Genomic DNA, 15075 nt, shown 5'->3' with positions numbered 1-15075 from the left:
ACAAGTTCTCCAATCAAACTATTATTGTACACCTATAAAATTATTCCAACCTGCCACTGCATCACTTCGTTTTCCAAGTATAATTCATACAGCCAACTTGATGGTCCTCTTCACTCCCTGCCCGAACGCCCAACTATCAAAAAGAAACTGTTTCAACCCTTCCGCTTGACAGAATCAGCAAAAACGACCTCTCAGGCTAACGCACACTTTGGGCAATCCCATCAAACTAGAGAGCAATCGCTAAATAATGCAAACGAAAATACCCGAAAAGGACTTTGATTTTAGAAAACTATACATTTCATTTTCGGGATATTGACAAAACGTGCCCAGAACAATATTGTTTCGCGAGCCAAACAATATAGTTTGAGGCGTCAAACAATATAGTTTCACCTGCCAAACACGATTGTTTCGTCCGCGGAAGTCAAATCTTTGGAAAATGGAAGAGAAGAATTCCGAGTTTCACTCTCTGGAAGAACGAGGCAGTCAACATTTCGGAAGCTATTAAAAGAGCAGGTAGCAACCAATATGAATAGACAAAACGACACGTACCGTCCGCTGAAACACCCGGAAGGAAACGAAAAAGAAGAAACTGGCGACAATCTGCATTTCGCGAATCGCCTGAGAATGCAAAAAAATCCGCCAAGACGTATTTTGGTGCAGGGAAAGCCACCAGGAAAGGCTTCGTTTGACACTTTGTCACTTCCGCCGTACCTCACTCCGTCGGGTGGAAAAGAAGAATCAGAAGGCGGGAATACCCGCCCGTGCCTCATCAACGGAACATTCCCGGCGAATAAATCTCCCGATTGCTTGGCAGCTCTGTGCCGAAATCTTTATCTTTGTCCCAACTCATCAAAAAAACCATCAGCTATGAAAGAATTCTTGAAGTACACTCTCGCCACCGTAACCGGACTGGTCATCGCAGGCATCGTGTTGGTCATCATCGGCGTCGGTATGCTCGTCGGCATGGCAGCCTCCTTCTCTTCAAGTACCCCGGTCAGTGTCGACGACAACTCGCTGGTCGTCATCCGACTGGAAGGGGAACTGACTGAACAGCCCCAACCGCTCACCCTCCAGACCCTGACAAGTCAGGGAGGTACGGACCTGACGCTCCAACAGCTGCTCGACGTCATCGCCTACGCCCAATCGTCGGACAAGGTCAAAGGCATCTGTCTCACTGCCGGCAGCTTTGCCGCCCCGCCTGCCGCCCTCGAAGAGCTGCGCGGTGCACTGGAGCGTTTCAAGGATTCGGGCAAATTCATCACGGCCTATGCCGACTCCTACAGTCAGGGGACCTATTACGTCTGCTCGCTGGCAGACCGTGTGATGCTCAATCCCGTCGGCGACATGACCTGGGAGGGCATGAGCACGGAAGTGATGTTCTACAAGAACCTGCTGGAGAAAGCCGGTGTCGAGGTACAGATATTCAAAGTCGGGACGTACAAGTCAGCTGTCGAGCCGTATGCCGCCACGCAGATGAGCGAGGCGAACCGTGAGCAGACCACCGCCTTCCTGCAATCCATCTGGAACGGCATAGTCGGTGGAGTGGCTGCTGCACGCGACATTGCCCCCGACACGCTTCAGGCATACGCCGACCGTCTGCTCTCCGCCGCTCCTGCCAGGGAACTGGTGGCTTGCCATCTGGTGGACACCCTCATCTACCGCAACGACGTGGAGGACGACATCAACCAACGATACAACACGGAAAAGAAAGACTTCCACCTGGTGGAAGCCGCCGACCTTGTCTCGCTGGCAACCTCACAGGCACTGAAGGCCTCGCATCCGCAGATTGCCGTCTACTATGCGGAAGGCGGTATCGACGATGCCACCTCGGGACGTGGCGACGGCAACATCCATGCGCCCCTGATGTGTGAAGACCTGCGCAAGCTGGCGGAAGACGAGAAGGTCAAGGCTGTGGTCCTCCGTGTGAACTCTCCCGGCGGCAGCGCCTTCGGTTCGGAACAAATCTGGCACGAAGTGATGAACCTGAAAGCCCGGAAACCCGTCATCGTGTCGATGGGAGGCTATGCCGCGTCGGGAGGCTACTACATCTCGTGTGCTGCGGACAGCATCGTGGCAGACCCCGGCACACTGACCGGCTCCATCGGCATCTTCGGCATGATACCCAACTTCAAGGGAGTGGCGGACAAGGTGGGCATCACCTTTGACGGCGTGTCGACCAACCGCCACGGAGGAGCCAGCCTCTTCCGTCCGCTTGACGATGCCCAACGGACAGGCATGCAGGCGAACATCGAGCGCGGCTATGCACTCTTCGTGCAGCGTTGTGCAGACGGACGCGGACTCAGCACCGACTCCATCCGCCGCATCGCCGAGGGCCGTGTATGGACCGGGGAAATGGCAAAGCGTATCGGACTGGTCGACGAACTGGGCGGCATCGACACTGCCATCCGCCTGGCTGCCGAGAAAGCCGGACTGACGGAATACAGCCTCACACGGCATCCTGCCCCTGCCGAGTGGTGGGACATGTTGATGAACAACTCCTGGGGCGGCTTCGTGCAGGCTGAACTGCGCGACCTGCTGGGCAGCGACTACGAAAGTCTGCAATTCGTGAAACACATCCGTCAGCAGGCTCCCGTACAGGCACGCCTGCCTTACGTCCTCCGTCTGAATCTCTGAAAACCACTGACCGATGGTGAAGATATACAAACCCCTCTATCCGCTCGCCTGGCTCTACGGGCTGGGAGTACGGCTGCGCAATGCCCTCTTTGACTGCGGCGTCCTGCGTTCCGTCTCGTTTCCCCTGCCCGTCATCTGCGTCGGCAACCTCACCGTGGGCGGAACAGGCAAGACCCCCCACACGGAATACCTCATCCGCCTGCTCACTGCTTCCGGAATGCACACCGGTGTGTTGAGCCGGGGCTACAAGCGTAAGTCGAAGGGCTTCCTTTGGGCGGATGCAGGCACACCGATGGAACAGATTGGCGACGAACCCTTCCAGATGAAGAGCAAGTTCCCGGACATCCGCCTTGCCGTCGACGCCGACCGTCCGCATGGCATCCGCTGCATGACAGCTCCGGAGGTGACGCCTCCCCTTGATGTCATCCTGCTGGACGATGCCTATCAGCACCGCTACGTCAAGGCTGGGCTGAACATCCTGCTGACGGACTACCGACGCCCCATCTACGAGGATGCGCTGCTGCCGGCAGGGCGTCTGCGTGAACCCCTCTCCGGCAAGTCCCGCGCCGACATCGTGGTGGTGTCGAAATGTCCGCCTCGCTTGTCGGAATCCGAAGCGGAAGCCATCCGGCAACATCTGTGCCTGGAAGAGAGGCAGTCACTGTTCTTCTCCACCCTGCGTTACGGCGACCTCCATCCCTTTGAGGGACCGACGGACGCCACCCGTCCGCTGTCCAGCCTGACGGAGGACACCCCCGTGCTGGTGCTGACCGGCATAGCCAGTCCCGACAAGTTGCTGCACGACCTGCAAGGCTACACGCGACGCATCAGCTCCCTCCGCTTCCCCGACCACCATCAGTTCACGGACGGAGACGCGGAGACCATCAACCGACGCTTTGCCGAAGCCGGAGCAGACACCCTCCTCCTCACCACCGAGAAGGACGCGACCCGCCTGCACCACCTTCCGCTGAGCGACGAAGTGAAACGAAATCTATACATACTGCCGATCGAGGTGGATATCCTCTTCGGCGAACGACCCGTGTTTAATCAAAAGATATTGGACTATGTTGGAACCTATTCAAGAGACAACCGCCTTCCTGCGTGACAGGATGCCCTTCAGTCCACGGACCGCCATCATCCTGGGAACAGGACTGGGCAGTCTGGCGGACGCCCTCACCGACATCGTAGCCATCGACTACCGGGACATCCCCCACTTCCCCGTCTCCACGGTGGAAGGACACAACGGACGGCTGCTTTTCGGCAAGCTGGACGGCAAGGAGGTCCTCGCCATGCAAGGCCGCTTCCATTACTACGAAGGCTACTCCATGAAGGAAGTGACCTACCCGGTGCGCGTCATGCGTGAACTGGGCATCCGCACCCTGATCGTGTCGAATGCGGCAGGGAGCGTGAATCCGGAGCACCGACTGGGAGACCTGATGCTCATCACCGACCACATCAACTTCTTTCCCGAGCATCCGTTGCGCGGACGCAACATCCCCTACGGTCCCCGCTTCCCGAACATGAGCGAAGCCTACGACCGCGAACTGCTCCGTCAGGCCAGGGCCATCGCTGCCGAACACCACATCGACGTGCGCGAAGGTGTCTACCTCGGCACACAAGGACCGACCTTCGAGACTCCCTCCGAGTACCGGATGTTCCACCGGTTGGGAGCCGATGCCGTGGGCATGTCGACCGTTCCCGAAGTCATCGTGGCACGCCACTGCGGCATCCGCGTGTTCGGCATCTCCGTCATCACGGACCTGGGACTGGGGGATGCGGTGGCGGAAGTGTCGCACGAGGAAGTGCAGGAAGCCGCCCACGCCGCACAGCCCCACATGACCACCCTCATCCGCGAACTAATTCAACGAACCTAACATACAACTATGCAAGAGAAACAACGAACAGAAATTGCCACACTCGGCGAGTTCGGACTGATACGCCGCCTCACCGAGGACATCAAGCTGGAAAATACTTCGACCCGATATGGAGTGGGCGACGATGCCGCCGTGCTCTCCTACCCCGACAGTGAAGTGCTGGTGACGACCGACCTGCTGATGGAGGGGGTACACTTCGACCTGACTTACGTCCCCCTGAAGCACCTGGGCTACAAATCCGCCATGGTGAATATCTCCGACATCTATGCCATGAACGGTACGCCGCGTCAGATGACCGTGTCGCTTGCCCTGTCGAAACGGTTCAGCATCGAGGACATGGAGGAGTTCTATGCCGGACTGAAGCTTGCCTGTGCCGCACACCACGTGGACATCGTCGGCGGAGACACCACCTCATCGCTCACGGGACTTGCCATCAGCATCACGTGCATCGGCGATGCTCCGAAGGACCGTATCGTCTATCGCAACGGTGCCCATGAAACGGACCTCATCTGCGTAAGTGGCGACCTGGGAGCTGCATACATGGGACTTCAGCTGCTCGAACGCGAGAAGAAGGTCTTTGAAGGCCAGCAGGAGGTCAATCCGGACTTTTCAGGCAAAGAGTACCTGCTGGAACGTCAGCTGAAGCCCGAAGCACGCGGAGACATCATCCGCAAGCTTGCCGAGCATCACATCCTGCCCACTGCCATGATGGACATTTCCGACGGCCTTTCATCGGAGCTGATGCACATTTGCAACCAGAGCCATACCGGTTGCCGCATCTACGAAGAACGCATTCCCCTGGACTACCAGACGGCAGTCATGGCGGAGGAGCTGAACATGAACGTCACGACGTGTGCCTTGAACGGCGGTGAGGACTATGAATTGCTGTTCACCGTACCTCTGGCCGACAACGAGAAGGTCTCCCAACTGGACGGCATCCGCATCATCGGTTACATCACCAAGCCCGAGCTGGGACTGGCCCTCATCACCCGTGACGGTCAGGAATTCGAACTCAAGGCACAGGGTTGGAATCCGCTGCGCGAATCTTAGGCCCCTCATGCCTCTTTCCTAAAGCCTCTTTCCCGCCTGAATGTGTTCATTCCGGGAAGGAGGCTTTAGCCTTTTCCACTTTTTTCGCGTTTTTCTGCAAAAAAGTGCCCATTCCTATTGCATGATAAAATATTTTCTCTACCTTTGCACACGCAAAACAAAACGGTGCCATAGCTCAGTTGGTAGAGCAAAGGACTGAAAATCCTTGTGTCCCCGGTTCGATTCCTGGTGGCACCACTTTGAAGAAAAGCAAAAAGCAGTAAAATCCTGATTTCCAAGCGAAATCGGGATTTTTTGTTTCCCCCCCGGCACGCAAAAAACGGCAAAATATTACCGTTCGAGGTGGAGCAAAAGGTGGAGATAAAAGGTGGAGCAGAAATCTCCACCGAATTACGACCTTTTTCACTGATTGTCAATATTTTGCATAGCAAGAAAACGGGTTCGGTTTCCTACTTTTGTACAAACTAAAAACTGTAGGAAAAATGAAAAGAAGTTCATTCAATGTGCTTTTCTTCTTGAAGAAAACAAAGCTGCTGAAAAACGGAGAAGCATCCGTGTGTATGCGTATCACTGTAGATGGTACGCGAGTTGAAAACAACATCCGCAAGAGCATTGACCCATCCCTTTGGAGTCAGGCAAAGGAATCTGCCAGAGGCAAAAGTCGCAAATCATGCGATCTGAATGCCTATATCGAAAATGCGAGAATCAAGTTACATCAGATTTTTTGTGAGCTGGAAGAACAGAATCAGCCTATAACAGCGCGTCTGTTACAGGAAATATTTTTCGGACAGGACAAAGAACCGGAAGCGGTACGTACGCTCATCGGTACCATGCAGGAGCACAATGACCAATGCCGTGCCCTGGTCGGTAAAGACTACGCCCTGATTACCGTTCGCCGTTATGAAAGCTGCAAACGCTATCTTGCCGAACTTATCAAACAGAAATACGGAAAGGATGATCTGCCGCTAGCAGAAGTCAACGGTGAACTGGTACGTGCCTTCGAATTTTATCTGAAGACGGAAAAGGAATGTCAGCAGAATACCGTCATCCGTTATATGAAGTGTCTGAAGAAGATTACCAATCTGGCACTGGCCAATGAATGGATAGCCAAGGATCCGTTTATCGGTATCAAGTTCCACGAAAAAGAAGTAATCCGTGAATTTCTTACCATGGACGAACTGCTGACCATCTACCACAAGGAGTTTCCTCTGGAGCGAATCACCGTAGTCCGTGATGTTTTTATTTTCGCCGCCTTTACCGGTCTGGCTTTCATCGACGTGCAACAGCTTTCTCCTGAGCATATCGTAAAAGACAACAACGGAAATCTGTGGATCAGGAAGCCACGTCAGAAAACAAAGAACATGTGTAATATTCCGCTGCTGGATATTCCTTTGGAAATCCTGAGGAAATATGCAGATTATCCTACATCTAAAAAGAAAGGAGTATTGCTGCCTGTTCCCTGCAATCAGAAGATGAACAGCTACCTGAAAGAGATTGCCGACCTGTGTCTGATAAAGAAGAACCTGACTACACACACAGCCCGCCACTCGTACGCCACATCTGTCTGTTTGGCCAATGGGGTAAGCATTGAGAATGTAGCCAAAATGCTCGGTCACACCAATATCAAGATGACGCAGCACTATGCAAGGGTACTAGACAGTTCCATTCTGAAAGATATGAATAATGTAAGGGATTTACTTTCAGGCAATCTTTTTCGTTTATAACAACCCATTTAAACAATTCAGAAATAATGTTGAATCATTCTATCATACGGATAATAGGCCGCAAATTCTGCGGTTAATTATCCGCGTGAATACCAGACAAATCTCCGAATCAAAAGAATACCCATCGGTCGCCCATTTCCTCGCCGTCCATAGAAGTTAGTACAGACTCTCTTGAAAGCGAAAAGGTCTGGCGGCTATGCCGTTTCGGACAGATTCTTCCTCTTTCAGAGAGTATTCAGTCCGTAAACCTTTTCCCTTTCACGTCTGCAATCGACTCAAACGAAAGACGGAAATAACTTTTGAATTAATATGACGTCATTTATGAGTTAATTCTTTTATTTCACGAATAAAGTTAGTAAGCTGCTTTAAGTCTGTCTGATCTTGAGATAATTCCTTTTGAATTTGAGGTTCAATTACACGTTGTTGATGACGAAGATAATTATCAATAATGCTATTGATAGTCTGTTGTATTTTTATCGCTCCTTCTGAAGTATTAGTAGAAAGAGTATTAATAGCCAACAATAATCCTTCAATATATTTGACATGATGCAATTTGTCTGTTAAAAGAATTAATTGCCGTTGTGCTCTATTCATTTGAAATATAAAAACCCACAATAATCCTGCACATAATGGCACAGGTAAATAAAATGGTAAATAACTAATCCAAGTATTAGGAATCGATTGATTGTTGAAACGTTCTATAAATTTGTACTCATATATAGCCAGAATTGTTAAAGTAGCTATACATAGTAGGGCATAAATTATAAACATCCAATTTAAACGCTTCTTTTCTGTTTCAATTGGAACTGAATATTCATTAAGTTCATTAAATGCATTTTTGATATTAGTTTTTAATTCTTCTTGAGCATCCTGACGTCGTTTTTGTTCATCTTACTCCTGACGCATTTGTTGCATATATTGCTTTACATTCGCAAGTTCTATTGCCAACTCTTGCTGATGTATTTCTGCTTCTTTTCGTTGCTGCTGAGTTTTACTCAACTCAGGTTCAAGCATTGATATTTTTTCATTTAATTCTTGCTCTCTTTTTTCTAATATTGCAATTTGTTCTTTGTAATATTTTTCACTATTGTAATTGCTTGTAGAATTATTAATTTCCTCATTTATCATCTGAAGAATAGAAGAAAAAATATTCCTGACACCAATCAGTGCACTATGCTTATCTTTTGCGCTAGCATTTTGAGATTTAACAGTTTCAATATATTGATCTAATACATATTGCATATGATCAATAAAATTCATGGTTTGGATAAATAAATGTGGACCTTCCAGTTGTTCTATAATCAGTTGTCCTTTCTTGTAGATATCTAAACCAACTTTACTTTGATTTGCAAACTCCTTAATGATACTCAAATAAAAGTTTAGATTATCTATAACATTATCTCTGTCAATCATGTAATTTTTTACTGCTCCCATATAATCAATGTAATATAGCTTTCAAAAATACAAAATTATTATAGCATTATAAAATAAAGAAGGAGTAACTTACAATTCTTTATCAGTCGCCTATTTCCTCGCCGTCCATAGAAGTTAGTACAGACTCTCTTGAAAGCGAAAAGGTCTGGCGGCTATGCCGTTTCGGGCAGAATCTTCCTCTTTCAGAGCGTATTCAGCCCGAAAACCTTTTCCCTTTCACGTCTGTACAATGAACGCCGACGGCAGCGGAAACAAGCGACTGACGGAAAAGTCAGAAAATTAAAAAGTAAAACAGCATATCGATGGAAATTAAAATCACGTCCGATTCTATATGCCGTTTTCATCACTTAAAGAGGGATATTTTTTAGAAATGCAATAAAATGGGCAGGCGATAAACTGCGCTCCCTCCAGAAAAATCAATCCGTTTTTTCTACGACCTGCCAGTGTCCGCCTCTATCCGGTCCGACACGCTTGAGTATTCCTTCTGCCTTCATCTTGGCAATATGTTTTTCCACAGCTTTAGGGGTTATGCCTATCCGCTCGGCAAGGGTAGCTGCACTTAGTGAATTGTCTTGAGATAGCAAAGCAATAATTTTCTCCCTACTTTTTCTCCCCACTTTATTTGCTTTTCTCCCTACCTTTTGCAATAAAACAAATAGAATCTGCATCACCCACCTGTTTGATAAGTGATACAGATTCCAATAGAGTGATACCGATTTTATTCATTAAGTCGGTACGCTTCCTTGTACCCTTTCATCAGTGTCTTTTCTATGTCAGAAGCCCGGTAGAGAATCTTGCCGCCTACCTGTGTGTAAGGCAGAATGCCGTTGTTGCGGTAGTCCTGCAAGGTTCTCCGGCTCACTTTCAGCATGTATGCCACTTCCTTGTCCGTCAGCAGTTCATCGCCATAGGCGGACGGTTGCCGTTTCTCCAACAACTTTTCGAGCAGGGCCAGCAGCCTGTCGAAATTCGAGTGGAACGCCTTTACCCACTCGTGGTCCTTTTCTCTGATTTCATTACTCATACGCGTTTGATATTGGGTTATACATTATTCTTGAAACTCACTCAAATGGTCTTGCCTTTCCAACGGGCTTCCTTACGCTTTTCCTCTACATTCCCGACCACACGCTCTACATCGTCAGGACGGTAGTAAGTCCGGTTTCCGATTTTTGTAAAGGCAAGTGTCCCGTTATCCCTCAGAGTCTGCAAGGTTCTCGGACTGATACGCAACCTGCGGCAGACCTCGTGGTTGTCCATCCATTCACCTGTTTCCTTCCCACCGTGTTCACGGCACAGACTTTCCACCCGCTGCACGAACCGATCCAGTTTGGCGGCAATCTCCTCGAAAGTCCTTTTTTCAAAGCTGATGATTTCCATTGTCTTCTTTATTTTGAGTTAAACCTAAATGTTTGATACTAAGTAAAGATAAAAAACAATGCATGCCGCAACTCTGACATTCGGTATCATCAACTGTCGACATATTGCATAACGAAATGAAAACGTTAGCAAGGTCGCTTCATTCCATATGATACAAATTGAACAACTGAGTGACTGAATTACTGTTTGTATGACTTCAAACCATCACACAATCAGTAATGAGTGCAGTCAGTATTGACTGAGTGTTTGTTTGCTTGTTTATTTATCACCAAGCAAACAGTATTGATTATAAGCAACACTTCCCTATATGATTTTGTCACTAAAAAAGTTCTTAGTTTGAATAATTTTCGGCACCGAAAATTTATGTTCAAACGAACATAGCAAGTTGTGTTTTGGGGCGCCCGAAATGTTTTCGGCACCCCAAAACTACTTGCTAAAATATTTTCCTCCAAAGTCGGAAAATATAACCCCAATTAAATATACAAGCAACTAATGATTAAATAGTAATTAAAAAGATTCTAGCTGACATATACTGTTTCACATATTATCACTACATTTGCATTATACACCAACAATGTGGTCTATAATGGAAAATTTAAATAGAATAAAAGTCGTATTAGTAGAACAAAACAAAACGGGAAAGTGGTTGGCTGAACAACTTGGAAAAGATCGTTCCACCGTTTCTAAATGGTGTTCCAATAAGATTCAACCAGATTTAGCAACCTTGTCTAAAATTGCAGGATTGCTAAATGTGGATATCAGAGAATTATTAAATAAAAGCATGTAAAAGTATGGCAAAAAGAAATATAGATAAGGCTAAAGAAGCGAAAAAGGATGAATTTTATACTCAACTTGACGATATCAATAATGAGCTGAAACATTATCGCGAACATTTTCGTGGTAAAACGGTATTATGTAACTGTGACGATCCACGAGTAAGTAACTTCTTTACCTATTTTGCATATAATTTTGAGTTCCTTGGTTTGAAAAAGCTGATTACTACATGCTACAAGAACCAGAATATGGATTTATTCAGCCAAAACCAAAGTGAACAGGCTGTATATCTAATTTATGAAGGAGATAAGAATGGGAATCATACTCCAGATGCAAATGAAATAGGAGTTATGCCACTGAAAGGAGATGGTGACTTTCGAAGTAAAGAGTGTATAGAATTGCTTAAAGAAGCAGACATCGTAGTTACCAATCCTCCATTCTCATTATTTAGAGAATATGTTGCTCAATTGATTGAATACAATAAGAAGTTTTTGATTATTGGACATCAAAATGCAATTACATATAAAGAAATATTTCCTCTTATTATGCAAAATAAATTATGGCTGGGATATGGGTTTAAAGGTGGCGCTGGTCATTTTATTTCTAACTATGAAGACACAGCCACAGCTAATGATCACAGAGAAGGAATGATAAGAGTCTCTGGTGTAACATGGTTTACCAACCTTGAAATCAAAAAAAGACATGAAGATTTAATACTTTATAAGAAATATACGCCTGAAGAATATTCTAAGTATGTAAATTACGATGCAATAGAAGTACCTAAAACAGAACTAATTCCCATGAATTATGATGGTGTAATGGGAGTTCCTATTACTTTTTTAGATAAATATAATCCAGAACAATTTGAGATTGTAGGATTTAATCTTAATTGCGCGAATATGGATATTATAAAGAAAAGGTTAGGAAAGTTAAATGGAGGGCCCGCATTTTACATAGAAAATCAAGGAGAATTAAAACGAGTTTATACGAGAATATTAATCCGTCATAAGAAGATATAATGAAAGCCGAAGAAATAATAGAACTATTCCAGCAATTTGAAGCCATTGCTAATGAATACGAAGGAGTAGAATGCTGGAGTGCAAGAGAACTCTCTACCTTATTGGGTTATGCTCAATGGCGTAACTTCGAGAATATCATAGAGAAAGCAAAAGCAGCATGTGAAAATGCAGGCCAAGAAACAGCATATCATTTTGCTGACGTCAGCAAAATGATAGAATTGGCCAAAGGAGCTCAGCGTGAGATAAATGACTACATGCTGACGCGCTATGCCTGCTATCTTATAGCACAAAATGGAGACCCCCGCAAAGCCCAAGTAGCATTTGCACAAAACTACTTTGCTGTACAGACACGCCGAGCAGAACTTGTGCAAAAAAGAATCTTGGAACACGAACGTGTTGTGGCACGCAACAAATTAGCTGAAACGGAAAATCGTCTGTCTGGCATTCTTTATGAGCGTGGCGTGGATAACAAAGGATTCGGCATTATCCGTTCTAAAGGCGACAAGGCATTATTTCATTTAGACACAGCATTATTAAAGCGTAGATTAGGCGCTCCTGACAATCGACCTTTAGCAGACTTTCTTCCAACAATCAGTATCAAAGCAAAAGATTTCGCTGCAGAAATGACCTCAGTGAATGTACAACAGAAAGATTTGCATGGCCAAGAACAAATAACCCGTGAGCATGTAGACAACAATGCTGCTGTAAGGAATATGCTGCTTCAACGTGGAATTGTTCCGGAACAGTTGCCACCGGGAGAGGACGTAAAAAAGGTAGAACGGCGATTAAAATCTGAGGAAAAATCCTTGACCAAGAAACAAAGCACAAACAAAACTTCAAAAAAAGGAAAGGAGTAAGATATGCAGATAGAATTGAAATCAATAAAAATTGCAGATCTTATTGACGGCTATGTCAATGATCCAGATACAGGTGTTAAAGGCTACCATGGAAAATTGGATATACGCCCACCTTATCAGCGTGAGTTTCGTTATGATGAAAAGCAACAACAAGCTGTAATAGATACTATACTTAAAGGGTTTCCTCTCAATATTATGTATTGGAGTGTGGATGATAATGGCAATTTTGAAATGATTGACGGACAGCAACGTACTCTTTCAATCTGCGGATTCTATACCCATGACTTCAATATAGTTGACCATGATCGAGGTACACTTTATTTTTCAACACTTACTGCTGAGGAAAAAGAAAAATTCCTCAATTATGAGTTAACGGTCTATTTTTGTGAAGGTACAGATAAAGAAAAACTGGATTGGTTCCGTGTAATCAACATTGCTGGAGAAAAACTTCTTGACCAAGAATTATTAAATGCAGTTTATTCTGGACCTTTTGTAACTGACGCACGTAGACACTTCTCAAAGAATGGTTGCCCGGCATATAAAATGGGGGCAGATTTTCTGAACGGTAATGCAATAGAACAAGCATATTTATCCACAATCTTAAAATGGGCTGCTCGTCATGACGGTGTAGAGAGTATTGACAAGTATATGGCTTTGCATCAGTTTGATCCAAATGCCAATAAACTTTGGGCTTATTTCGTATCAATCATCACATGGATACGTTCTACATTCGTTAAGTACCGCCGTGAAATGAAAGGTTTGGACTGGGGCGAAATGTTCGACAAATATGGTGATGGTGTCTATGATACCGCAGCGTTGGAAAAACAAATTCATGATTTGATGGAAGATGATGAAATCATGAAAAAATCCGGTATTTACCGTTATGTCCTGAGTGGTGATTTACGTGATTTAAGTTTCCGTACGTTTGATAAAAAACAGAAACGTGAAGCCTACGAACGCCAGAAAGGTATTTGTGTACATTGTGGAAAACATTTTGAGTTGGAGGAAATGGAAGCTGATCATATCACACCATGGAAAGAAGGTGGTACTACTGTGGCTGAGAATTGCCAGATGCTTTGTAAGAATTGTAATAGAATAAAAGGTGGTAAATAATATCATTAAAAGATGGAAACAATAACTCTTGAACAACTTATTGAAGAAGGAAGAGATATAAGGAGTAAAATCACATACATCAATCCACCATCAGGTGTTATTCGTCTATATTCATCTTATAGACTTGCAGATAATTCAATCTATGAGATTTGGAAAAACAAGGCAATAAGATTTCTATCCATATCTTTCCCTAACGACAGGTGTGTAAATGATTTTGAGGAAGGTTCTAAAGAATTTACTAAGAATAGAAATTCTCCTATATTTTTTGATAAGATGCTTGCAATATTACAGGCTTGCTTAGAAATGCCTCAAATTATCAATGATACTAAAAATTTAAATATCATAGATAAATCTATTAACGTCCATGTTAGTCAAAACCAATCACAGCGACAATCCCAGTCTTTAGACTTTTTCATGGATCTAATAAAGGATGAATTAACAGGTAAACAATACAAGGAAATAAAAGAAATTATTGAAACAGAACCTAACCCAGCTTTGGCTAAAACAAAGTTAGTTGATAAAATAAAGAGTTTCGGTATAGATGTAGCTTCTAATATTATTTCAAATATTATAACGACAGTTCTGTGTCAATAACATACATAAAAACATGTATCATATGTCCCAAAAACAAAATAATTCAGGAATTGTTTATGTTCTTATTAACCCTGCAATGCCTGGGCTAGTAAAAATTGGTATGACTACAAGAGACAATCTGGATGCTCGAATGAAAGAACTTTATGGTACTGGGGTTCCTGTTCCATTTGAGTGTAAATATGCTTGCAAGGTAAAATCTTCGGATTGTGCAAAGATTGAAAAAGCCCTGCATACTGCATTTGCTCCAAATCGGATTAATGCGAATCGTGAGTTTTTTCAAATAAAACCGGAGCAGGCAATGGCGATATTGGAATTGTTTAATCGAGAAGATGTGACACTAGAAATCACGGAAGAGATAGACAATGACTTGACAACAGAAGATAAGTCTGCTACGGAGAAAATCAATTCGTCTCGTCGTCCTCCCCTCAATTATTTTGAGATGGGAATGAAGAAAGGTGATGTTTTAGTATTCATAAAAGATCCATCTACTGAAATATCTGTAGTGGATGAAAAGAAAGTAAAGTATCAAGGTGAAGTCTATTCTTTGACTGGAATTACTAAGAAATTACTCAATATCACTCATGCCATTCAACCTACCGGTTATTGGATGTTTGAAGGCAAGAAT

16 protein-coding genes and 1 tRNA gene are annotated in these 15075 nt (G+C 45.1%); 12 read left to right on the top strand and 5 right to left on the bottom strand.

Annotated features, from left to right (window positions below; all coding sequences use genetic code 11):
• Nucleotides 1–867 precede the first annotated feature (867 nt).
• The 6 genes from sppA to M3087_RS12805 all read left to right on the top strand — a co-directional run bounded on the left by sppA (nucleotide 868) and on the right by M3087_RS12805 (nucleotide 7282).
• Nucleotides 868–2634 (top strand): signal peptide peptidase SppA, encoded by a 1767-nt coding sequence (gene sppA / locus M3087_RS12830; protein WP_249096334.1) that lies wholly within the window; start codon nucleotides 868–870, stop codon nucleotides 2632–2634.
• A 13-nt stretch (nucleotides 2635–2647) separates the two neighbouring features.
• Entirely contained in the window at nucleotides 2648–3739 is a 1092-nt protein-coding gene (gene lpxK, locus M3087_RS12825; RefSeq protein ID WP_249096330.1) for a tetraacyldisaccharide 4'-kinase, read from the top strand.
• Nucleotides 3699–4508 carry a purine-nucleoside phosphorylase gene (locus M3087_RS12820; protein ID WP_106484423.1) on the top strand — a complete coding sequence of 270 codons (810 nt, stop codon included), beginning with the start codon at nucleotides 3699–3701 and terminating at the stop codon, nucleotides 4506–4508. The genes lpxK and M3087_RS12820 overlap by 41 nt, the downstream gene beginning before the upstream one ends.
• A gap of 9 nt (nucleotides 4509–4517) precedes the next feature.
• The gene (thiL, locus tag M3087_RS12815; RefSeq protein ID WP_249096328.1) at nucleotides 4518–5558 is read left to right on the top strand and encodes a thiamine-phosphate kinase; all 1041 of its coding nucleotides are present in this window, start codon (nucleotides 4518–4520) and stop codon (nucleotides 5556–5558) included.
• Between the two features lie 164 nt (nucleotides 5559–5722).
• Nucleotides 5723–5795: transfer RNA gene (locus tag M3087_RS12810), tRNA-Phe, on the top strand.
• Nucleotides 5796–6040: 245 nt separating this feature from the next.
• The gene (locus M3087_RS12805; protein ID WP_249096327.1) at nucleotides 6041–7282 is read left to right on the top strand and encodes a site-specific integrase; all 1242 of its coding nucleotides are present in this window, start codon (nucleotides 6041–6043) and stop codon (nucleotides 7280–7282) included.
• A 315-nt stretch (nucleotides 7283–7597) separates the two neighbouring features.
• On the opposite strand, the gene M3087_RS12800 is transcribed toward M3087_RS12805, so the two are convergent.
• From M3087_RS12800 to M3087_RS12780, 5 genes are all read right to left on the bottom strand, one after another.
• Nucleotides 7598–8053 carry a hypothetical protein gene (locus tag M3087_RS12800; protein ID WP_249096325.1) on the bottom strand — a complete coding sequence of 152 codons (456 nt, stop codon included), beginning with the start codon at nucleotides 8051–8053 and terminating at the stop codon, nucleotides 7598–7600.
• Nucleotides 8054–8173: 120 nt separating this feature from the next.
• Nucleotides 8174–8716: a hypothetical protein gene (locus M3087_RS12795; protein WP_249096322.1), complete on the bottom strand. Its 543-nt coding sequence runs from the start codon at nucleotides 8714–8716 to the stop codon at nucleotides 8174–8176.
• A gap of 416 nt (nucleotides 8717–9132) precedes the next feature.
• Nucleotides 9133–9384, bottom strand: a complete 252-nt coding sequence (locus tag M3087_RS12790) for a winged helix-turn-helix transcriptional regulator (RefSeq protein ID WP_249096320.1) — start codon at nucleotides 9382–9384, stop codon at nucleotides 9133–9135.
• A gap of 50 nt (nucleotides 9385–9434) precedes the next feature.
• On the bottom strand, nucleotides 9435–9740 hold the full coding sequence (locus tag M3087_RS12785) for a helix-turn-helix domain-containing protein (RefSeq protein ID WP_249096315.1): 306 nt from the start codon (nucleotides 9738–9740) through the stop codon (nucleotides 9435–9437).
• A gap of 41 nt (nucleotides 9741–9781) precedes the next feature.
• Nucleotides 9782–10093, bottom strand: a complete 312-nt coding sequence (locus M3087_RS12780; protein ID WP_165859010.1) for a helix-turn-helix domain-containing protein — start codon at nucleotides 10091–10093, stop codon at nucleotides 9782–9784.
• A gap of 586 nt (nucleotides 10094–10679) precedes the next feature.
• On the opposite strand from M3087_RS12780, the gene M3087_RS12775 reads away from it, so the two are divergent.
• The 6 genes from M3087_RS12775 to M3087_RS12750 form a co-directional block, all read left to right on the top strand.
• The gene (locus tag M3087_RS12775; RefSeq protein ID WP_075317913.1) at nucleotides 10680–10880 is read left to right on the top strand and encodes a helix-turn-helix transcriptional regulator; all 201 of its coding nucleotides are present in this window, start codon (nucleotides 10680–10682) and stop codon (nucleotides 10878–10880) included.
• 4 nt (nucleotides 10881–10884) lie between these two features.
• On the top strand, nucleotides 10885–11886 hold the full coding sequence (locus tag M3087_RS12770; RefSeq protein ID WP_249096313.1) for an adenine-specific methyltransferase EcoRI family protein: 1002 nt from the start codon (nucleotides 10885–10887) through the stop codon (nucleotides 11884–11886).
• Nucleotides 11886–12743, top strand: a complete 858-nt coding sequence (dinD, locus tag M3087_RS12765; RefSeq protein ID WP_249096312.1) for a DNA damage-inducible protein D — start codon at nucleotides 11886–11888, stop codon at nucleotides 12741–12743. Before M3087_RS12770 ends, dinD begins: the two co-directional genes overlap by 1 nt.
• 3 nt (nucleotides 12744–12746) lie before the next feature.
• Nucleotides 12747–13856 carry an HNH endonuclease family protein gene (locus M3087_RS12760; protein ID WP_249096310.1) on the top strand — a complete coding sequence of 370 codons (1110 nt, stop codon included), beginning with the start codon at nucleotides 12747–12749 and terminating at the stop codon, nucleotides 13854–13856.
• Between the two features lie 12 nt (nucleotides 13857–13868).
• A complete protein-coding gene (locus tag M3087_RS12755; RefSeq protein WP_249096309.1) occupies nucleotides 13869–14450 on the top strand; it encodes a peptide chain release factor 1 in 582 nt (193 codons plus the stop codon).
• 22 nt (nucleotides 14451–14472) lie between these two features.
• Nucleotides 14473–15075, top strand: a 603-nt coding sequence (locus M3087_RS12750) for a GIY-YIG nuclease family protein (RefSeq protein WP_249096308.1), incomplete at its 3' end; no start/stop codon positions are given.

Origin of the sequence: Mediterranea sp. ET5 (assembly GCF_023337025.1) — a bacterium.
Classification (GTDB): domain Bacteria; phylum Bacteroidota; class Bacteroidia; order Bacteroidales; family Bacteroidaceae; genus Phocaeicola_A.
This window is presented reverse-complemented; position numbering and strand designations above follow the sequence as displayed.